The 19,455-nt window shown below is 72.9% G+C and carries 18 protein-coding genes; 11 read left to right on the top strand and 7 right to left on the bottom strand.

Annotated elements, in window-relative coordinates:
• The first annotated feature begins 32 nt into the window (after positions 1 to 32).
• From OCT49_RS28705 to OCT49_RS28730, 6 genes are all read left to right on the top strand, one after another.
• Positions 33 to 359 (top strand): (2Fe-2S)-binding protein, encoded by a 327-nt coding sequence (locus tag OCT49_RS28705; RefSeq protein WP_283854696.1) that lies wholly within the window; start codon positions 33 to 35, stop codon positions 357 to 359.
• Positions 340 to 1,806: an FAD/NAD(P)-dependent oxidoreductase gene (locus tag OCT49_RS28710; RefSeq protein ID WP_283854697.1), complete on the top strand. Its 1,467-nt coding sequence runs from the start codon at positions 340 to 342 to the stop codon at positions 1,804 to 1,806. Before OCT49_RS28705 ends, OCT49_RS28710 begins: the two co-directional genes overlap by 20 nt.
• Positions 1,807 to 1,934: 128 nt before the next feature.
• On the top strand, positions 1,935 to 2,843 hold the full coding sequence (locus OCT49_RS28715; RefSeq protein ID WP_283854698.1) for a dihydrodipicolinate synthase family protein: 909 nt from the start codon (positions 1,935 to 1,937) through the stop codon (positions 2,841 to 2,843).
• A gap of 100 nt (positions 2,844 to 2,943) precedes the next feature.
• On the top strand, positions 2,944 to 3,945 hold the full coding sequence (locus tag OCT49_RS28720; RefSeq protein WP_283854699.1) for a proline racemase family protein: 1,002 nt from the start codon (positions 2,944 to 2,946) through the stop codon (positions 3,943 to 3,945).
• Positions 3,942 to 4,883: an ornithine cyclodeaminase family protein gene (locus tag OCT49_RS28725; protein WP_283854700.1), complete on the top strand. Its 942-nt coding sequence runs from the start codon at positions 3,942 to 3,944 to the stop codon at positions 4,881 to 4,883. Before OCT49_RS28720 ends, OCT49_RS28725 begins: the two co-directional genes overlap by 4 nt.
• 86 nt (positions 4,884 to 4,969) lie before the next feature.
• Entirely contained in the window at positions 4,970 to 5,674 is a 705-nt protein-coding gene (locus tag OCT49_RS28730) for a GntR family transcriptional regulator (RefSeq protein WP_283854701.1), read from the top strand.
• Between the two features lie 57 nt (positions 5,675 to 5,731).
• Here the strand turns inward: OCT49_RS28730 and OCT49_RS28735 are convergent, their stop codons facing one another.
• Positions 5,732 to 7,198 (bottom strand): aminopeptidase P family protein, encoded by a 1,467-nt coding sequence (locus OCT49_RS28735; protein ID WP_283854702.1) that lies wholly within the window; start codon positions 7,196 to 7,198, stop codon positions 5,732 to 5,734.
• A gap of 444 nt (positions 7,199 to 7,642) precedes the next feature.
• Between OCT49_RS28735 and OCT49_RS28740 the strand changes: the two genes are divergently transcribed.
• The gene (locus OCT49_RS28740) at positions 7,643 to 10,030 is read left to right on the top strand and encodes a M9 family metallopeptidase (RefSeq protein WP_502963428.1); all 2,388 of its coding nucleotides are present in this window, start codon (positions 7,643 to 7,645) and stop codon (positions 10,028 to 10,030) included.
• A gap of 95 nt (positions 10,031 to 10,125) precedes the next feature.
• On the opposite strand, the gene OCT49_RS28745 is transcribed toward OCT49_RS28740, so the two are convergent.
• Both OCT49_RS28745 and OCT49_RS28750 read right to left on the bottom strand, forming a co-directional pair.
• Positions 10,126 to 10,515: a barstar family protein gene (locus OCT49_RS28745; protein WP_283854704.1), complete on the bottom strand. Its 390-nt coding sequence runs from the start codon at positions 10,513 to 10,515 to the stop codon at positions 10,126 to 10,128.
• A 135-nt stretch (positions 10,516 to 10,650) separates the two neighbouring features.
• The gene (locus OCT49_RS28750; protein ID WP_283854705.1) at positions 10,651 to 11,043 is read right to left on the bottom strand and encodes a ribonuclease; all 393 of its coding nucleotides are present in this window, start codon (positions 11,041 to 11,043) and stop codon (positions 10,651 to 10,653) included.
• 394 nt (positions 11,044 to 11,437) lie between these two features.
• Here OCT49_RS28750 and OCT49_RS28755 point away from each other — a divergent pair, with 394 nt between their 5' ends.
• Complete coding sequence (locus OCT49_RS28755) at positions 11,438 to 11,791, top strand: ATP-binding protein (RefSeq protein ID WP_349632835.1); 354 nt, start codon at positions 11,438 to 11,440, stop codon at positions 11,789 to 11,791.
• A 114-nt stretch (positions 11,792 to 11,905) separates the two neighbouring features.
• Here OCT49_RS28755 and OCT49_RS28760 read toward each other — a convergent pair whose 3' ends face one another.
• Positions 11,906 to 12,979: a DUF2637 domain-containing protein gene (locus OCT49_RS28760; RefSeq protein WP_283854707.1), complete on the bottom strand. Its 1,074-nt coding sequence runs from the start codon at positions 12,977 to 12,979 to the stop codon at positions 11,906 to 11,908.
• A gap of 192 nt (positions 12,980 to 13,171) precedes the next feature.
• Positions 13,172 to 14,020 carry a (2Fe-2S)-binding protein gene (locus OCT49_RS28765; protein WP_283854708.1) on the bottom strand — a complete coding sequence of 283 codons (849 nt, stop codon included), beginning with the start codon at positions 14,018 to 14,020 and terminating at the stop codon, positions 13,172 to 13,174.
• Between the two features lie 144 nt (positions 14,021 to 14,164).
• On the opposite strand from OCT49_RS28765, the gene OCT49_RS28770 reads away from it, so the two are divergent.
• Complete coding sequence (locus tag OCT49_RS28770; protein WP_283854709.1) at positions 14,165 to 14,920, top strand: GntR family transcriptional regulator; 756 nt, start codon at positions 14,165 to 14,167, stop codon at positions 14,918 to 14,920.
• A 110-nt stretch (positions 14,921 to 15,030) separates the two neighbouring features.
• Here OCT49_RS28770 and OCT49_RS28775 read toward each other — a convergent pair whose 3' ends face one another.
• Both OCT49_RS28775 and OCT49_RS28780 read right to left on the bottom strand, forming a co-directional pair.
• Positions 15,031 to 15,816: a hypothetical protein gene (locus OCT49_RS28775; protein WP_283854710.1), complete on the bottom strand. Its 786-nt coding sequence runs from the start codon at positions 15,814 to 15,816 to the stop codon at positions 15,031 to 15,033.
• A 164-nt stretch (positions 15,817 to 15,980) separates the two neighbouring features.
• On the bottom strand, positions 15,981 to 17,708 hold the full coding sequence (locus tag OCT49_RS28780) for a PucR family transcriptional regulator (protein ID WP_283854711.1): 1,728 nt from the start codon (positions 17,706 to 17,708) through the stop codon (positions 15,981 to 15,983).
• 258 nt (positions 17,709 to 17,966) lie between these two features.
• On the opposite strand from OCT49_RS28780, the gene OCT49_RS28785 reads away from it, so the two are divergent.
• Together OCT49_RS28785 and OCT49_RS28790 are read left to right on the top strand one after the other, a co-directional pair.
• Complete coding sequence (locus tag OCT49_RS28785; protein ID WP_283854712.1) at positions 17,967 to 18,857, top strand: FAD binding domain-containing protein; 891 nt, start codon at positions 17,967 to 17,969, stop codon at positions 18,855 to 18,857.
• Positions 18,858 to 18,859: 2 nt separating this feature from the next.
• Positions 18,860 to 19,453: a (2Fe-2S)-binding protein gene (locus OCT49_RS28790; RefSeq protein ID WP_283854713.1), complete on the top strand. Its 594-nt coding sequence runs from the start codon at positions 18,860 to 18,862 to the stop codon at positions 19,451 to 19,453.
• Positions 19,454 to 19,455 lie beyond the last annotated feature (2 nt).

A 19,455-nucleotide genomic window follows, 5' to 3' on the forward strand; every position in this document is an offset into this window, starting at 1 on the left:
CCGCCCGGGAGAGGACCCCAGGAGAGGACCCCGTGAGACGCACCCGCGCACGCACGCCGGCCGAACTCGTCGGAGCCGAACCCGGCCCGGAGTTCCGGATCACCTTCGACGGCCGCCCGATCCGCGCACTGCCGGGCCAGAGCGTCGCCGCCGCACTCTGGGCGGCGGGCATCATGACCTGGCGCACCACCCGGGTCGACGGCCGCCCCAGGGGAGCCTTCTGCGGCATCGGCGCCTGCTACGACTGCCTGGCCACCATCAACGGCCGGCCCAACCGGCGGGCCTGCCTGGTCCCCGCCCGGCCGGACGACACCATCACCACGCAGGAGGGGGACGGGCATGCCGCACTCGACGGCTGAGGACAGCCCGCGCGACACCGGCCGCGCCGAACTCGCCGTGGTGGGCGCGGGACCCGCCGGTCTGGCCGCGGCCGTCACCGCGGCCGACCACGGACTCGACGTCGTCCTGCTGGACGCCGCCGCCGCGCCCGGCGGGCAGTACTACCGCAACCCGGCCGACGGCCTCGGCGCCGCCCGGCCCCAGGTCCTGCACCACCGCTGGTCCGCCTTCACCGGCCTGTCCGCCCGGCTGGCCGCGCACCGGGACACCGGCACGATCCGGCACCTGGCCAGTCATCAGGTGTGGACGGTCGAGCGGACCGCCGACGACGACTGGACCCTGCACGCGGTCGCCGGGACCGACGAGGCGGCCCGCACCGCCGTGCGGGCCCGCCGACTGCTGCTGGCGACCGGCGCCCACGAACGCCAACTCCCCTTCCCCGGCTGGACGCTCCCGGGCGTCGTGGGCGCGGCGGGGGCCCAGGCCATGCTCAAGTCCGGCCTGGTACTGCCGGGGCGCCGGATCGTGGTCGCCGGGAGCGGCCCGCTCCTCCAGGCGGTCGCCGCCTCGCTGACCCGGGCCGGCGCACGCGTCCCGGCCCTGGTCGAGGCCGCCGGCTACGGGGCGTACGCGCGTTCCCCCCGGGTGCTGGCCGTCAACCCCGCCAAGGCGGTGGAGGCGGTCGGGTTCGGTACCGCCCTGATGCGCGCCGGGGTCAGGGTGCTGAGCCACCGCGCGGTCACCGAGGTGCACGGCGACGAACGGGTCGAGGCCGTGACCGTCAGCCGGGTGGACCGCCGCTGGCGCCCCGTCGCGGGGACCGGCCGCCGGATCGCCTGCGACGCGCTCGCCGTGGGGCACGGCCTCGTGCCCCAGCTCGAACTCGCCGTGGCGGCCGGCTGCGAAACGCGTCCGGGCACCGACGGCACGCACGCGGTCGTCCTCGACGAACAGCTCAGGACGACGGTCCCGGGCATCTGGGCGGCCGGCGAGACCGGCGGCGTGGGCGGGGTCGAACTCGCCCTGTGTGAAGGAGAGTTGGCGGCGCTTTCGATCGTCCGCGAGGTGCGGGGCGGCTCGCCGGAGGGGACGGGGCGCGGCGTGGCCGCGCTGCGCCGCACCCGGCGCCGCCTGCGGGCCTTCGCCGACCTGATGGGCGCCGTGCACCGGCCGGGGGACGGCTGGCACGAGTGGACGGCCGACGACACGGAGGTCTGCCGCTGCGAGGAGGTCCCCGCGGGCCGGATCCGTGCGGCGTGCGAGGAACTCGGCGCCCGCGACCCCAGGACCGTCAAACTCTTCACCCGCGCCGGGATGGGCTGGTGCCAGGGCCGGACGTGCGGATTCGCCGTCCGGGAACTCGCCGCCGCGCACGGCGGCGCACCGGCACAGGCCGGACCCGACCGGCGCCCACTGGCCTGCCCCGTGAAGCTGTCCGCCCTCGCCGACCCGGCCGACCCCCGGTAGGGCGCGAAACCGCCCCCGTTCCCTCCCCAATGTCCGGCGACCGGGCCCGCCCTGCCGCCCGCATCACCGCGTTCCCTCCGCCCCACGCCATGCCGCCCCACGACGGGCCACACACCCAAGGAGCCAACATGCAGACCGACAGCCATGCGCGCACCCGCCCCTGGCAGGGCATCATGGTCGCCACCCCCCTCCCCCTGCGCGACGACCGCACCATCGACTACGACGCCTACGCCACCCACGTGCGGGACCTCATCGAGGCGGGCTGCGACGGCGTGGTGCCCAACGGGTCGCTGGGCGAGTACCAGACCCTCACCGACGAGGAACGCACCCGGATGGTCCAGGTCGCCGTCGAGGCGGCCGGGGACGGCGACCGCGTCATGCCGGGCGTCGCCGCCTACGGCAGCGCCGAGTCGCGCCGCTGGGCGGAACGGGCCGCCGAGGCGGGGGCCGGGTCCGTGCTGCTCCTGCCGCCCAACGGATACCGCTGCGACGAGGCGGCCGTGCGCGCCCACTACGCCGAGGTGGCCGAGGTCGGCGTCCCGGTCGTCGCGTACAACAACCCGTACGACACCAAGGTGGACCTGAGCCCCGCCCTGCTCGCCGAGCTCCACAACGAGGGCAGCATCGTGGCCGTCAAGGAGTTCACCGGCGACGTCCGCAGGGCGTACGAGATCGCCGAGCGGGCCCCCGGCCTCGACATCCTGGTGGGCGCCGACGACGTACTGCTGGAACTCGGCGTCGCCGGGGCCGTCGGATGGATCGCCGGCAGCCCGAACATGCTGCCGTCCTGTTGCGTGGACCTGTACCGGGCCGCGGTGAGCGGCGACCTGGAGACCGCCCTGCCGCTCTACCGGGAGCTGCACCCGCTGCTGAGGTGGGACTCCAAGCCGGAGTTCGTCCAGGCCATCAAGCTGTCCATGGACGTCGCCGGACGCCACGGCGGCCCCACCCGCCCGCCGCGCAACCCGCTGTCCGCCGACGACGCGGCCGCCGTGCGCGCCGTCACGGAGAAGGTCCTCGCCGGGGGCCTGCGCTGAGAACCTGCCGGGCGGCCGCCCGGCAGTCGCAGGGAGGAGGCGGCCGGCCCCGTTCCGCCGGCCGCCGCCCCGTCCCCCTCGTGACGAACCAGGAGAAGCCTTGAGGACACGCCACATCTTCCACGCCGTCGACTCGCACACCGAGGGCATGCCGACCCGGGTGATCACCGGCGGCATCGGCACCATCCCCGGCGACACGATGGCCGAACGGCGCAGCCACTTCGAGAAGCACCGGGACGCCGTGCGCACCCTGCTCATGTACGAACCGCGCGGCCACGCAGCCATGAGCGGCGCGATCCTCCAGCCGCCCACCCGGCCGGACGCGGACTACGGGGTCCTCTACATCGAGGTCTCCGGCTTCCTGCCGATGTGCGGACACGGCACCATCGGGGTGGCGACCGTGCTGGTGGAGACCGGGATGGTGGAGGTCACCGAACCCGTCACCACCGTGCGGCTGGACACCCCCGCCGGACTCGTCGAGGCCGCCGTACGGGTGGAGGACGGCGAGGCCACCGCCGTGACGCTCACCAACGTGCCCGCGTTCAGCGTCGCGCTCGACCGGACGGCGGACGTGCCCGGCCACGGGACCGTGCGCTACGACCTCGCCTACGGCGGCAACTTCTACGCGATGGTGGACCTGGCCGACCTCGGGCTGCCCTTCGACCGGGCGCACAAGGACGACATCCTGGCCGCCGGACTCGCCCTGATGAAGACGGTCGAAGCCACCGAGCCGCCCGTCCACCCCGAGGCCCCGCACATCCACGGGCTCAAGCACGTGCAGTTCATCGCCCCCGGATCCGACGCGCGCCACTCCCGGCACGCGATGGCCATCCACCCCGGCTGGTTCGACCGCTCGCCCTGCGGCACCGGCACCTCCGCACGCATGGCCCAGCTGCACGCACGCGGCGAACTCGCCCTGGACACCGACTTCGTGAACGAGTCGTTCATCGGCACCTCGTTCACCGGCCGGCTCGTCCAGGAGACCACCGTCGGCGGGCTGCCGGCCGTCGTCCCCACCGTCACCGGGCGCGCCTGGATCACCGGGACCGCACAATACTTCCTGAACCCGTCCGACCCCTTCCCCGAAGGATTCCTGCTGTGACCCTCCCCCTGCTCGGCGCCGACGCCATCGAGGCCCTGGGACCGACCGGAGCCGCGGACGCCCTGGAAGCGGCGCTGCGCGGGGGCCTGGACCCGGAGACGGCCCCGGCCCGGCACCATCTCGCCGTACCCGGCGGGGAGTTGCTGATCATGCCGGCCACCACCCGCCGGGTGACCGGAGTGAAGATCGCCGGGGTCGCCCCGGACAATCCGGCGGCCGGCCTGCCCCGGATCACCGGAAGCTACCTGCTGCTCGACGCCCCCACCCTGCTGCCGCTCGCCCTGCTGGACGGGGCCGCGCTCACCGCGCTGCGCACCCCGGCGGTCTCCGCGCTCGCGATCCGGCACCTCACCGGACCGGTCGTGCGCCATCTGGTGCTCTTCGGCACGGGGCCCCAGGCATACGGGCACCTCGCCGCGGTGCTCGCGGAACGCCGGGTGGAACGGGTCACCGTGGTCGGCCGCACCCCGCACCGGACCGACGAACTCGTCCAGCACGCCCGCCGGCTCGGCCCGGACGCCCACGCGGGGAAGGCGGACGGGGCCGAGGTCGCCACGGCCGACCTGGTGCTCTGCTGCACCACCTCCGCCACCCCGCTGTTCGACGGCACCCTCGTGCCCGACGGGGCGACGGTCGTCGCGGTCGGCTCGCACACCCCCGACGCCCGCGAGGTCGACACCGCTCTGGTGTCCCGCTCCCGGGTGATCGTCGAATCGAGGGCGGCGGCCCTGGCGGAACCGGGCGATCTGCTGATCCCGGTCGCCGAAGGGGCCTTCCGGGCCCAGGACATCGCGGGCAACCTCGCCGAGCTGGTGACCGGCCGGGTCGACGGCGAGGTGTCCGACGGCACCGGACGGCCCCGGCTCTTCAAGAGCGTCGGGGCTGGATGGGAGGACCTCGCCGTCGCCGAGGCGGTGCACCGCGCCTCGACGCCCTGACAACGCCTCCCGCGGCTTTGGAGGGCGGCTCCCATGGAACGTGACATTGTATTCTGGGGCCCCGCACGGTGCTGGAGGAACAGACTATGGCCCGCCTGACGACGCTCAACGCCATCTCCGCGCAGGAGCACCTGCGCGACCAGGTGGCGAACGCCCTCAGGGCGGCGCTGATAGCCGGGGAGCTCCGTCCGGGCGTGGTCTACTCCGCCCCCGCCCTCGCCGCCGAATTCGGGGTGTCCGCCACCCCGGTCCGCGAGGCCATGCTCGACCTGGCGCGCGAGGGCCTGGTCGAGGCCGTCCGCAACAAGGGTTTCCGGGTCACCGAGTTGACCGAGCAGGACCTCGACGACTTCACCGAGATCCGGGCCATGATCGAGGTGCCCACCATCGGCCGCATCGCCGCGATGGGCCTCGTCGAGGAGCTCGAGGCGCTCCGGCCGCTGGCGCGGGCGATCGTCGACGCCGCCGCCGAGCAGGACATCATCGGCTACCTGGAGGCCGACCGCCGCTTCCACCTCGAACTGCTCGGCCTGGCGGGCAACCGCCGGCTGGTGGAGGAGATCGGCAACCTGCGCAAGCGCTCGCGGCTCTTCGGGCTGAACCGGCTCGCCGAGACGGGGAAGCTGGTCCAGTCGGCCGAGGAGCACGTGCAGTTGCTCGACCTCATGGTCGCCGGTGACGTGCAGGGCGCCGAGAGCTGCATGCTGGCCCACATGTCGCACGTCAGGTCGCTGTGGGCCGAGGAGCGGGCCGACGGCGCGGCCCCGGACGGCACCGCCGAGCAGGACTGACCCCCCGGCCCGCCGGCGGACGCCCCGCACGGGCCCCCGCCGACGGGCCCGCCGCGCTCACCCCTCCAGCAGGGCGCCCATCCACTCCTCGATCCCGTCGGCGGTCCGCGGCAGCGCCGACGACATGAGACGGGCGCCGTCGTCCGTGATCACGAGGTCGTCCTCGATCCGCACCCCGATGCCGCGCAGCGCCCGGGGCAGCGTCTCGTCGTCCGGCTGGAGGTACAGCCCCGGCTCCACGGTCAGCACCTGACCGGCCTCCAGCCGCCCGTCCGGATACGCGGTGGCACGCGCCCCCGCGCAGTCGTGCACGTCCATGCCGAGCATGTGGCCGCTGCTGCAGAGCGTGTACCGGCGGTGGAGGCCGTTGTCCGGGTGGAGCGCCTCCTCGGCGGACACCGGCAGCACGCCCCATTCGTGCAGCCCCTCGGCGATGACCCGCATGGCCGCCAGGTGGAAGTCGCGGAAGCGGGCCCCCGGGCGCAGGGCGGCGATGCCCGCCTCCTGCGCGGCCAGCACCAGTTCGTACACGCTGCGCTGCACGGGGGAGAACCGGCCGGACAGCGGCAGGGTACGGGTGATGTCGGCGGTGTAGAGGGTGTCGGTCTCCACGCCCGCGTCCAGCAGCAGCAACCGGTCGCGCTCCAGCGGGCCGTCGTTGCGGCTCCAGTGCAGGACGCAGGCGTGTGCCCCGGCGGCGGCGATCGTGGAGCGGCCCGGCCCGTTCCCCTCCAGCCGGGCCCGCAGATCGAAGACGCCCTCGATCCAGCGTTCCCCGCGCGGGTGCCGCAGCGCCTGCGGCAGGCTCCGCACCACGTCCTCGAACCCCGTCACCGTCGCGTCCACGGCGTGCTGCAACTGCCCGGTCTCCCAGGGGTCCTTGACGAGCCGCAGCTCGCTGAGCACCGCTTCGAGACCGGCGGGCAACGGACGCGTCGAGTGCAGGACGCGGCGGGAGCGCAGGAGTTCGTCGACGGACGGGTCCACCCCGCCCAGCACCCGCACCGGGGGCTGCGGGCCGGTGAGCAGCTTCTCCCAGGCGGCCAGGTCCGCGCAGCGGATGCCGGTGATCCGGGCCGCCTCCTCCAGGTCGGGCCTGCGGCCGACCCAGAACTCCCCGTACCTGCGGTCGCGGTAGAACTCGTGACCGGTGCGCGGGGACCGGGGTCGCAGGTACAGCACCGCTTCGTGCCGCTCGTCGCCATCGGGTTCCAGGACGAGGACGTGGCCGGCCTGGTCCTCGCCGGTGAGGCCGGTGAGCCAGGCGTAGCCGGTGTGGGGCCGGAAGCGGTGGTCGGTGTCGTGGGAGCGGACCGCGGGCGCGCCCGCCGGGATGATCAGGCGCTCGCCGGGGAAACGGGCGGCCAGCCGGGCGCGGCGGGCGGGGGTGGCGTCGAAGGAGGGGACGCGGAGGTCCGCCGGCAGCGGTGACTCGGCCCACCCGGTGGCCATGAAGGCGTTCAGTGCGGGGGAGACCGGCAGATCGTGGCTGCCGGTGCGGGGAGTGACGGGGGTACGGGACACGGGCGTTGCTCCTCGGGGGACTCGGGGGACTCGGGGGACTCGGGGGACTCGGGGACTCCTGGGCTCAGGGGCTCGGGGACTCAGGGGCTCGGGGGTTCTGAGGGACCGTCTGGGGCTCTGAGGGACCGGGGGTGGAGCCGGGGTTGCGGCTCTCCGGGGGCGCGGTGGTGTGGTCACGCGGTGGTCGAAACCGGTGGTGGCGGCCGGGGTGTGCGGGCCGGATGCCACATCCCGCGCTGCGACGAGAAGTTGGCGCGCAGATGAATGTGTGCGCGAGGGGTTCCAAAGAACATGTGACATGTGCCATTGTACAGCGCGCAAGGGAACGGAAGTCGTGCTCATGTCACGCGTGAGGACGGTTCAGACCCTGTCCGGCCCCGGGCCCTTGCATTCCCCCACAGCCGCGCCCTGGTGCGCGGTCATCACTCCGCTTGGAGGCAGCACGTGAAGAACCTGAGGGTTCGGCAAAAAATAACCGGATTGTCCACCGCGGTCCTGGCGGCCTGCCTGGGCGTGAGCCTGTTCACGACACCGAGCCAGGCCGTCGAACAGCGCTCCGCCGTATCGACCGTGACTCCGGCTCACTCCTCGGACATCGCCCGGAAGAAGGCGGAAGCCCCGGCCGAGGATTCCGGCGGCCCCACCGCCGAGTCGCTGACGGCGCCCGCCGCCGATGCCGGTCACGTCCGGCGCGAAAAGCTCGAGGCCGCCGACCAGCCTCCGCTGTCCGCCTCCAAGGACGCGCTCGAGCGGGACTACGACGACCAGGCCGCCGCGCTCCCGAGCCACCGGGCGCCTTCCATGAAGGCCGAGAAGCGCCGCACCGAGAAGCCGGGCACGGCCGCTGCCGAGTGCAACCTCACCGATTTCACCAACAACACCGGGAGCGCCCTGGTCGAGAAGGTCAAAGCGGCCACCACCGACTGCGTCAACTCGCTGTTCCGCATCCAGGGCCAGGACGGCTACCACGCCTTCCGCGAGGACCAGATGGTCACCATCGCCAACGCGATGCGCGACGCATCGGCCTCCTACCCGGGTGACGCCAGCACCGGCATGCCGCAGCTGATCCTCTTCCTCCGGGCCGGCTACTACGTCCAGTACTACGACCCCGAGACCGTCGGGGAGTACGGACCGCGGCTGGTGACGGCCATTCAGGGAGCGCTCGACGGCTTCTTCGGCTCCTCGCACGCCTTCGACGTCACCGACGCCAACGGCGAGAGCCTGTCCGAGGCGATCATCCTGGTCGACAGCTCGGAGCAGAACGCCCGTTACCTGAACATCGTCAAGAAGATGCTGGCCGACTACGACGAGTCGTACAACGACTTGTGGCACATGCGCAACGCCGTGAACAGCGTGTACACGGTGATGTTCCGCGGCCACCAGGTGCCGGAGTTCATCACCGCCATCGAGGCCGACCCCAGCGTGCTGGCCTCGCTGCGCGACTTCGCCGCGAACCACCTCGACCTGCTCGGCACCGAGAACTCGTTCCTGGCCGCCAACGCGGGACTCGAACTCGGCCGCTTCCTCAAGGAGGACTCGCTGCGCGACAAGGCGAGCCCGCTGGTGCTCGAACTGATGGGCAAGAGCTCCATCGACGGCCCCACCGCTCCGCTCTGGATCAACCTGGCCAAGATGGTCGACGCCTACGACCAGGCCAACTGCGCGAAGTACGACGCCTGCAACCTCGCGGAGCGCCTCGAGAAGACCGTCCTGCCGGTGAAGCACACCTGTAGCGACAGCATCACCATTCGGGCGCAGGAGATGGCCACGAAGGAGCTCGAGGCCAGCTGCACCAGCCTGCTCAACCAGGACGCCTACTTCCACGAGGTGGCCCGGGACAACGGCGCGGTCGCCGATGACAACAACAAAACCATCGAGGTCATCGCCTTCGATTCCAGCACCGACTACCAGACCTACGCCGGCGTGATCTTCGGCATCGACACCAACAACGGTGGCATGTACCTGGAGGGCGACCCCAAGGCCGAGGGCAACCAGCCCCGCTTCATCGCCTACGAGGCCGAGTGGGCCCGCCCCGACTTCCAGATCTGGAACCTCAACCACGAGTACACGCACTACCTCGACGGTCGCTACAACATGTACGGCGACTTCGCCGCCGGCATGACCACGCCGACCGTCTGGTGGGTCGAGGGCTTCGCGGAGTTCGTCTCCTACTCGTACCGCAAGCTCGCCTACGAGGACGCCATCGCCCAGGCCGCGAACCGCACCTACCCCCTGAGCACCCTGTTCGACACCACCTACGACAACGCCGACCAGACCCGCGTGTACAACTGGGGCTATCTGGCCGTCCGTTACATGCTCGAATCCCACCGCTCGGACGTCGACACCCTGCTCGGCCTCTACCGCAAGGGCGACTGGAACGGCGCCCGCACCCTGCTCACCTCGACCATCGGCAACCGCTACGACGCCGACTGGAACACCTGGCTGGAGGCCTGCGCGGCCGGTGCCTGCGGCGGCGGTTCCACCAACCCGCCCGGCGAGATCACCGAGTGCAAGGACGCCGACACCCGGCTGCTGGGCAAGAACTGCATGCGCAGCAACCTGAAGGCCGTCAAGGGCGACTACGCCTACCTGGCCGTCGTCATCCCGGCCGGCACCACCCAGCTGAAGATCACCTCGACCGGTGGCACGGGTGACGCCGACCTCTACTACAGCGACAAGGAGTGGGCGACCACCCAGGTCAACACCGACAAGTCCGTCGGGGCGGGCAACGAGCACACCCTGACCATCAACAACCCCACCCCCGGCTACCACTTCATCAGCCTCTACGGCAACGAGGCGTTCGAGGGCGCCAAGGTCACCACCGAGTTCTGATCCTCACGACCCCCATGGCATCGGCCGGCCGAGTGATGTCCGCTCGGCCGGCCGGTGCCGTCCCCGGGCCGGGCCCGCAGGCTCCGGCCCGGGGCTCACGACAACCGCAGCGTGCCGGGCGTCGCGTCGTCCGCCAGGATCTCCACGATCAGGTCGAAGAGCGTCGGCCCCCGCCCGGCCAGGGCCTCGTCGAGCCGCTTCCGCATCGCGGGCCGGTTGGTGGGATGCGCCCGCTCCAGGCTCCGCCGCAGCTGACGGGCCGTCTCCTCGTGGCCCAGGGCCCGCGCGGAGAGCATGTGGTCCCGCCATTCGAAGACGAAGTCGCCGTCGTCCGGGGTGCCCATCCCGCCGCCCAGGCAGTCCGCGAGGGCGTCCAGGTTGCGGCCGAAGTACCCGCCGGGGCCGTTCACGGCCTCGCCGATCACTTCCCAGAAGCGTTCCAGGCCGGTGACCCGGGAACCCTCGATCACATAGGTCACGGTCATGGGAGGGAGCGTACAAGTGCGAACCGGATGGCGGACACCGACCGCGGCCCGTGCTCGGGCGGGCCGCGGTGCCGGGTCCTCGATCCGCGCCGCAGGTGGGGGACTACGGCGCGGACCGGTCCGAGGGGCCGGGCCTCAGCAGCCCGGGTCGATCAGGTCGAAGGTGGCGTAGTGGTCGCTGGTGTAGTAGTCCTCCTGCGCCCGCTCGCCCGTGACGATGCGCCGCGCGCCGCGGGTCGGGGAGCCGGGGGTGATGACCGTGTACTCGTGGTAGTAGCCGGTGCTGTGGCTGGGCAGGACGCCTTCCCGGTTCTGGAAGACGGTGCCGTCCTGGGAGTAGGGGAACGGGCCGCCCGCCTCGATCAGATCGAGGGTGTCGTGGGCCTGGGAGGGCAGGTCCGAGTAGCAGATGCTGCCGACCGATTCGGTGGCGGCGGTCGCGGTCGCGGTGACCGGGCCGCCTATCAGGAGAGCGGACAGGAGGGCGGCTGCGCCACCCAGCATGGTGATCCGTGGGGGGATTCGCATGACCCCCATGATGACGCGCGTAGATGCGGTCGCGTCAACGCCGATCGATGTGAATTTTTTGGAAGTTAACCCGATGGGCGTACACGTGACTTCCGTATGTCCTACGGGTCGCGGGCGTATTTCCTCCCGCTGTGCACTTATTGATGAATCGACAAGAGTGGCGGCCCGCCGGTGGGGCATGCATCCCGTGAACGTCTTCCGCGGGAGTTCGACGGCCATCCGGAAACGGGGAAGCGGACGGACGGGACGAGGGACCGGAACGACGACCAGGGGGCTATCCACTGTGTGGGCGGGGGACATGATGAACCATCAGGGAGACACCGATTCCATGGAGGACGAGGCCTTGCGCGGGCCGGGGACGCAGGGGCCGCAGCCGGTCCGGCTGTGTCGCAGGGTGGCCCGCGCCGATCTGGCGGCCGTGGGCGAAGTGCGCTGCGCGTTACGGGAGTTCCTGCGCTACCGGTGGCCGGGCGAGCCGGCCGAGGTGGCGGAGCTGCTGCTGAGCGAGCTGGTGACCAACGCACTGATCCACACCGGACACGGGGCGGTCGTCACGGCGAGCGTGGCCCCCGCGAAACTGCGGGTGGAAGTGAGGGACTTCGTCTCCGGACTGCCCCTGTCGTACGTGCCGGACGCCGACGACGACACGCACGGACGGGGACTGATCCTGGTACGGAGCCTGGCGGACGCCTGGGGGGTGAGCACGCGGGCACTGGGCAAGGTGGTCTGGTTCGAACTGGACGGCTGAGGGCCCTGACGCACCGTTGGTGACGATGTGCCAGGGCCCGTGACGGCCGTCCGCCGATCGAAGGAGGAGCGCCGCCCGGCCGTCCGGGCGGCACCCCGGGAGAACCGCGGGGCATCAGCCGAACTGCTGCTCCAGGTCCTTCAGTTTCCGTTCCAGCGAGTCGAGCCGGGGCAGGGCCTGGGTGTCGTCCTCGGTGGTGAGGTCGACGGTGGCCGGATCAACCGGCTCCCGGTCCGGAGTACCGGGGCTCGGACCCGTCACGGCTTGCAGGGACGGCCGGGGGCGCAGGGGCAGTTGTCCCGGCTCGGATATGGCGGGCTCCACGACGGCCTGTGCGGTGCCCGTCGCGGGGGCGATGGCCTGGACGTCCACGGGAGCGGCCCGGCCCACCCGGTGCCAGGCCCGGTTCTGCCGGTTCAGCGCCTTGATGTGGGCCCGGTCCAGTTTCTCCTGGTCCTTCCGGCGGAGCCGGTTCTGCTCCTTCTCCCGCCGGTCCTCACGCACCTCCTCGACGGCCTCGTCCAGGGTGCGCACGCCTTCCAGGAGCATCAGCGACCAGGCGCAGAAGGTCTCCCGGGGCGCGCGCAGCCACCGCACGATCCGGATCTGCGGCAACGGGCGGGGCACCAGGCCCTGCTCGCGCAGCGCGGCCCGGCGGGTCTGCTTCAGCGCCCGGTCGAAGAGCACGGCCGCCGAGAGCGACATCCCGGCGAAGAAGTGCGGCGCGCCCGCGTGGTCGATCCCGCGGGGCGCGTGCACCCAGTTGAACCAGGCGGCCGCACCGGCGAACGTCCACACGAGCAGGCGCGAGCCGAGAGCCGCGTCACCGTGACTGGCCTCGCGCACCGCGAGTACGGAACAGAACATGGCGGCCCCGTCCAGGCCGAACGGGACGAGGTACTCCCAGCCCCCGGAGAGGCCGAGGTTCTGCTCGCCGAAGCCGACGAGCCCGTGGAAGGAGAGTGCGGCGGCCACCGCCGCACAGCAGAACAGCAGGACGTACGAGGCGGTGGCGTACAGGGCCTCCTTGCGTCTGCGGCGCTCCTCGCTGCGTTCCCAGCTGTCGTCGGCCGCGGACGTGTCAGCGGTGCGCCTGCCGCGTGCGACCACCGCCACCGCCGCCAGCACTCCCACGAGCAGCACGGCGCCCGGAAGCAGCCAATTCAGCGATATGTCGGTCAGTCTCATGCGCGGTCCCTCGTGTCGCGTAGGGCATTTCGGGCGACATGATTGCCGAAACCCCCTCGCGCACAGGAGGGTTTCGGGGCAAGAGAACGCCAATGGGTCGGCGGGACGCGCGGATGACCGGGATCTGCTCGAATGCCCGTATGCGGCAGTCGAGTTGCGTTCGAATCAGGTGACCCGTACGGGCGGTGTCACTCAGCGGGTGGCCGCGAGCTTGCGGACCCGGTCGGTGTCGCAGGTGCGCGGGCAGGTGACGCAGGTGTCCTCGGGGCGCAGGGTGTAGAAGAGGCAGCAGCTCGCCCGGTCGCGGGTGGGCAGCGGTTCGCCGTCCGGCCCGGTCAGTTCGCGGAACCCGGCCGAGCCGACGTACGGCTTCGTGGTGCCCGGCAGCAGCGCCTCCAGCTCGGCCATCGCCCGGCGCTCCTCGCCGAGCAGATGGGCGATGTACCAGAGGCCCTCGACGATCTCGTCCGTCGCCATCCCCCACAGCGCCCGCCTGCCGCGCCGCATCCGGGGCCCGAAGCCGTCGAGCACCGGACCGATGTGGTCGGCCACGGCCGTCAGCACCTCGGCGCGCAGCGCGGCCTCGTCGGGCACCACGCGGGCACCCGGCAGCACGGCGGCCGGATCGTCCGGCAGGCAGGCGAACTCCCGCACCCGCACGGTCAGATGACCCAGCGCCCGCTGGAACGCCACGTCCTCGACGGGAATCCGGGGCACCCGCCGGTGCAGGAACCACGGCACCGTCACCAGCAGACAGGCCGGCCAGGCGTAGCGGTGCAGCCCGAAGCTGGCGACCACGTCGGGGCGGGGCTGCTGCCCGTAGTCCCGCAGCACCTGCGCGTGGTCCCAGGCGAGGAAGGCGTCGAGCGCCGCGCCCCCCGCCGCGAGCTCCTGCGCGCCGACCCAGCCCGCACCGTCGGGCGTCGGCTCGTCGTCCGTCAGCACCTGTGCGCGCAGCCCGGGGAAGACCTCGGCCAGACGCGCGTACGCGCCGGTCACGGCGGACCCGGTGGCGTGGGGGAGCAGGGCTGGGAGTGTCATGCAGGACCACCGAATCACGACCGTTTGCAGGTAAGCCTTACCTTACCCGAACGGATCGATGTTTGAACTGCGAGGTCCTGCGCCTATCGTGCACGAGGGGCATGGTGCACGCGACTCGTGCCCGTGGCAGGTCGAGGAGGTCCAGTGGAGCAGGGCGGAGCGCGTGACCGGGTGAGGCCACCGGGCGGAGCCGTCGGGCCCGCGCCGGCGGTCGCGCGGGTGCCCGAACAGGTCCGGGGCGAGCACACCCACGGCGAACCGCCCGCCCCGCGGGCCCAGGTGCGCCGGCACTCGGTGCGCGGCCAGGTCCTGGACGCGTTGCGCACCGCCCTGGTCGACGGCCGGCTGGCCCCCGGGCAGGTCTACTCGGCCCCGGCCCTCGGCGCCCGCTTCGGGGTCTCCGCGACCCCGGTGCGCGAGGCGATGCAGCAACTGGTCATCGAGGGCGCCGTCGAGGTCGTGCCGAACCGCGGCTTCCGGGTGTCCGAGCGCGGCCCGCGCGAACTGGCCGAGCTGGCCGAGGTGCGGGCCCTGATCGAGGTGCCCGTGATGCTGCGGCTGGCCCGCACCGTCCCGCCCGGCAGCTGGTGCGCCCTGCGCCCGCTGGCCGACGCCACGGTGGCCGCCGCGGCGGTGGGCGACCGGGCCGGCTACGCCGAGTCCGACCGGGCCTTCCACGGTGCGGTCCTCGGCCTGTGCGGCAACGAGCAGCTGGTGATGGTCGCCGACGACCTGCACCGCCGTTCCCAGTGGCCCCTGGTGAGCAATCCCGTCACCCGCCGCGCCGACCTGCTCGCCGACGCCGCCGAGCACACCGCCCTGCTCGACGCGCTGATCGCCCAGGACCTGACCGTCGTGCAGTCGCTCGTCCGCGAGCACTTCGCCGGCGCGGAGACCTGAACCGGCGCGGGGGCACGGACCGGGGATACGGACCGGAGCGGAGAGCGGGGCCCGGCGCCCGGTGCCGGGGCGGCCCCGGGCGGTGCGGTCCCGGGTCCGGTCCCTCCGGCTCAGTTCGCGTCGGCCGTCCGCGGCGCGGGCGGGTCCAGGTACGGGGCCAGCCAGGTCGGTACGCCGCCGAGCAGCCGGAAGAGCCGGCCCGCCTCGGCGCGCAACCGGGTCGCGGCCTCCGGCTCCGGCTCCGCGTCCGCCAGCGCGATGAGGGCCGGGGCCGTACCGACCAGGTAGCCCAGCTCCTCCCTTATCCGCAGGCACTCCGCGAAACCGTGCCGGGCCTCCGCCAGCTCGCCCTCGCGCAGGGCGAGCAGGGCGAGCTGACGCCAGGTCGAGGAGAGCAGCAGCGCGTCGCCCCGGGCGGCGGCCCCGGCGTGGGCCCGGCGGTACGCGGCGCGCGCGGCCTGCGGGGAGTCGGCGATGTTCTGCGCGATCAGGCCCCGGCGGTAGTCCAGCACCGGGCGGCCCGGCGCGGACGGGGCGAGCAGGGCCGCGGCGCGGCTCAGGGCGACACTGGCCTCGTCGGCCCGGTCCCGTACCCCCAGCAGCGTCGACGCGTAGGCCAGATGGCCGCGTTCGCAGGCCGCCGCGCCGCGTTCCTCGTCGTCGTGCGCCAGGGCCTCGGCGGTGCGCAGGGCGTCCTCGGCGTCGGTCCAGCCCTGGCCGGTGTACAGGCACCGCTCGATCAGCAGCGCGGTCCGCTGGAGCGCCGCCCCGGGGTCGGTGGCGGCGTCGTGCTCGAGCAGTGCTGCGGCGTCCGTCCAGCAGGCGCGCGACCGCAGCCGCCATACCGCGGTCTGGAGCGGCGGATCGTCATCGGCTGTCGTTCCGGAACCAGACATGACGGTATGCGCCACATTGCCCTCCCCGAGCGCGCCATCGAGCTGTTGGGTCTGGGCGGAATCTCAGCACGGATCGGCACGCCCGGCCAAGGGGTCGGGTCAATGTCAGGTGAAAAATTTCACAAACCCTTGCACCGCCCAGGACCCTTGGCGGGCCCGGGAATTCAGCTCATACGCAGGGCCAGGAAGAAATCGAGCTTGTCCTCCAGGCGCGAAAGGTCACGTCCCGTCAACTGCTCGATTCGCCCGACGCGGTAGCGCAGCGTGTTGACGTGGAGGTGGAGCCGGGCCGCGCAGCGGGTCCACGAACCGTCGCAGTCCAAGAACGCCTCCAGCGTCGGGATCAGCTCCGCCCGGTGCCGCCGGTCGTAGTCGCGCAGCGGATCGAGCAGCCGTGCGGTGAACGCGCGACGCACGTCGTCGGGCACGAACGGCAGCAGCAGCACGTGGGAGGCCAGCTCGTGGTGCCCGGCCGCGCAGACCCGGCCCTCGCGGGCCGCCGCCACCCGGCGGGCGTGCCGGGCCTCCTCCAGCGCACCGCGCAGCCCCTCGGGGGAGTGCACGGGCGCGCTGACCCCCAGGGTCAGCCGGCCGTCGTCGGCGAGGCCGGCCGAGAGCGGCTCGCGGACGGCTTCGAGCAGCGCGTCGGCGTGCAGCGCCACCAGCCCGTCCGCCGGGGCCCCGGCCTCAGGGCCCTCGTCCCGGCCGGGCGCGGCCCCGGCGGGCAGCGGTACGAGGGCGACGGCCTCCTCACCCGTGTGGGCGACCGCGATCCGGTCCGCCGAGTCGGGCCCGGCGACCGCCGGATCGACGAGGATCTCCTCCAGCAGCGCCTGGGCGACCGGGCCGCCCGCGACGGCGTCCGCGGCGCCGGGGGCCGGATCGTCCGCCCCGCCCCACTCGACCCGCGCCACCACGACCTGCCAGTGCGGGGCGGTGCCGAGCCCCGGCAGCAGCACCGGGGCCGCGACCCGCAGCCGGGCGGCGATCTCGGCCGGCGGGGCCCCCGTCTGGACCAGTTCCAGGACCTCCTGGGCGAGCCTGCGGCGCACCGTGCGGGCCGCGTCGCGCCGGTCCCGCTCGACGGCGATCAGCTGGGTGACGCCCTGGAGCAGGTCCAGCCGGGCGGCCGGCCAGTCGCCCGCGTCCGCCTCCACCGCGAGCAGCCAGTCCGAGAGCACCGACTCGCGCACGTCCCGGGAGGCGGGCAGGGCGCCCCGGCCGGTGTTCCGGATCGGGAAGAGCGAATACGTGGTGCCCCCGGCCACGGCCCGGTGCGGGGCGCGGCGACCGGTGCGGACGGCGGCCAGGTGATGCCCGGCGAGCGCCGCGCCGACCGGGCCGGGCAGCGGTGTCCCACCGGCGCCCGCGATCTGCCGGCCGGTGGGGGAGAGCACCCAGGCACGCAGGTCGAGGTCGGAACCGAGCAGATCGAGGACCACCTCGGGACCGCCGCCCGCCGGGCCCGAGGTCATCAGCCTGCGGTGCCGCTCCACGACCGCGGCCAGATCGCCCGCCCGCTCGCCGGACACCTGGCGCACCACGTGCTCGGTGATCGTTGCGAACGCGACGGTCTCGTGGACGGCGAAGAGCGGCAGCCGGTGCCGCGCGCACGCCTCCACCAGGTCGTCGGGGACGTCGCCCAGCTCCGCCTCGCCCGCCGCCAGCCCGGTGACGCCGGCTCCCGCCAGAATCCGTACGAACGGCTCCGAGTCCGAGGCGTCCCGGCGCCAGGCCAGGCCCGTGAGCACCAGCTCGCCGCCCGACAGGTAGCGGCTGGGATCCCGCAGGTCGGTGGTCATCACACCGCGGACGGACCGGTCCAGCTCGTCCTCGCCGCCGAGCAGCCGCAGGCCCAGCGCGTCGGTCTCCAGCAGTGCGCGCAGCCGCATCTCGTCGCCGCCGATCTCTTTCGTTGGTGCGGGTGAAGACTGGGTATTGCGGTGAGGTCACCGACCCCCGTCATTCGTTCGAATCTACAAGACGAGGCGTTCGACCGGCCAACTCCTTCATGGTTTCGGTGACTGCACCGGGTGGAGCACGACTTGTGTACTGGGTCACACATTGCGTCAACAACATGAATGACCAGTCGAGGGCCGGCCGTACCCCAGCCCCAGCGAACGACCCGATTGAGAAGAAGAGAGCCACTCATGGACTTCCTTCGCCCCGCCAGCTGGGAGGAGGCGCTCGCCGCCAAGGCCGAGCACCCCACGGCCGTCCCCATCGCGGGGGGCACCGACGTGATGGTCGAGATCAACTTCGACCACCGCCGGCCCGAGTACCTCCTGGACCTGAACCGCATCGGGGAGCTGTCCGAATGGGAGGTGGGCCAGGAGAACGTGCGGCTCGGCGCCTCCGTCCCGTACAGCAGCATCATGGAACACCTGCGGGCCGAACTGCCCGGACTGGCGCTCGCCTCGCACACCGTCGCCTCGCCGCAGATCCGCAACCGCGGCGGCGTCGGCGGCAACCTGGGCACCGCCTCGCCGGCCGGGGACGCCCACCCGGCGCTGCTCGCCGCGGGCGCCGAGGTCGAGGCGGAATCCGTCCGCGGCACGCGGATGATCCCGATCGACGCCTTCTACACCGGCGTCAAGCGCAACGCCCTCGAACCGGACGAGCTGATCCGGGCCGTGCACATCAGGAAGGCCGACGGGCCGCAGCAGTACTCCAAGGTCGGCACCCGCAACGCGATGGTCATCGCCGTCTGCGCCTTCGGCCTGGCCCTGCACCCCGGGACCCGCACCGTCCGCACCGGCATCGGCTCGGCCGCCCCCACACCCGTACGGGCCAAGGAGGCGGAGGAATTCCTGAACGCCGCGCTCGAGGAAGGCGGCTTCTGGGACAGCCGCACGATCATCACCCCGTCCATCGCCTCGCAGTTCGCCGCACTCGCCGCCGGGGCCTGCAACCCGATCGACGACGTGCGCGGCACCGCGAGCTACCGCCGGCACGCCGTCGGGATCATGGCCCGCCGCACCCTCGGCTGGGCCTGGGAGACGTACCGCGGCAAGGGCCGCAGCACCGAAGGAGCCGCCTGATCATGCGCGTCAATTTCACGGTCAACGGCCGCAGGCACGAGGCGGACGACGTCTGGGAGGGCGAGTCCCTCCTCTACGTGCTGCGCGAACGGCTGGGCCTGCCCGGTTCGAAGAACGCCTGCGAGCAGGGCGAGTGCGGCTCCTGCACGGTCCGCCTGGACGGGGTGCCGGTCTGCTCCTGCCTGGTCGCCGCGGGACAGGTGGAGGGCCGGGAGGTCGTCACGGTGGAGGGCCTCGCCGACTTCGCCGCCCACCGCTCCCGGGCCCACCCGGGCAGCGGCTGCGCCTCCGGCGCCTGCGGCACCGACCCCGACCGGGCCCGGCGATGGGAGGCCCGGCCGACCGGCGAGGAGGGCCGGACGGCGGACGAACTCTCCCCGATCCAGCAGGCGTTCATCGACGCCGGGGCGGTCCAGTGCGGCTTCTGCACCCCCGGCCTCCTGGTCGCCGCCGACGAACTGCTCGAACGCAACCCCGAGCCGTCCGACGCGGACATCCGCGAGGCGCTCTCCGGCAACCTCTGCCGCTGCACCGGCTACGAGAAGATCCTCGACGCGGTCCGCCTCGCGGCCGCCCGCGCGGAAGAAACGGTCTGACG

This window comes from Streptomyces sp. ML-6, from assembly GCF_030116705.1.
Taxonomy (GTDB): Bacteria; Actinomycetota; Actinomycetes; order Streptomycetales; family Streptomycetaceae; genus Streptomyces.

Coding starts and splice junctions, on each gene's coding strand:
- OCT49_RS28765 (WP_283854708.1), bottom strand. CDS start 14,020: ATGACACTCCCAGCCCTGCTCCCCCACGCCACCGGGTCCGCCGTGACC.
- OCT49_RS28710 (WP_283854697.1), top strand. CDS start 340: ATGCCGCACTCGACGGCTGAGGACAGCCCGCGCGACACCGGCCGCGCC.
- OCT49_RS28750 (WP_283854705.1), bottom strand. CDS start 11,043: ATGCGAATCCCCCCACGGATCACCATGCTGGGTGGCGCAGCCGCCCTC.
- OCT49_RS28780 (WP_283854711.1), bottom strand. CDS start 17,708: ATGCGGCTGCGCGCACTGCTGGAGACCGACGCGCTGGGCCTGCGGCTG.
- OCT49_RS28760 (WP_283854707.1), bottom strand. CDS start 12,979: ATGAGACTGACCGACATATCGCTGAATTGGCTGCTTCCGGGCGCCGTG.
- OCT49_RS28790 (WP_283854713.1), top strand. CDS start 18,860: ATGCGCGTCAATTTCACGGTCAACGGCCGCAGGCACGAGGCGGACGAC.
- OCT49_RS28715 (WP_283854698.1), top strand. CDS start 1,935: ATGCAGACCGACAGCCATGCGCGCACCCGCCCCTGGCAGGGCATCATG.
- OCT49_RS28785 (WP_283854712.1), top strand. CDS start 17,967: ATGGACTTCCTTCGCCCCGCCAGCTGGGAGGAGGCGCTCGCCGCCAAG.
- OCT49_RS28775 (WP_283854710.1), bottom strand. CDS start 15,816: ATGTCTGGTTCCGGAACGACAGCCGATGACGATCCGCCGCTCCAGACC.
- OCT49_RS28730 (WP_283854701.1), top strand. CDS start 4,970: ATGGCCCGCCTGACGACGCTCAACGCCATCTCCGCGCAGGAGCACCTG.
- OCT49_RS28745 (WP_283854704.1), bottom strand. CDS start 10,515: ATGACCGTGACCTATGTGATCGAGGGTTCCCGGGTCACCGGCCTGGAA.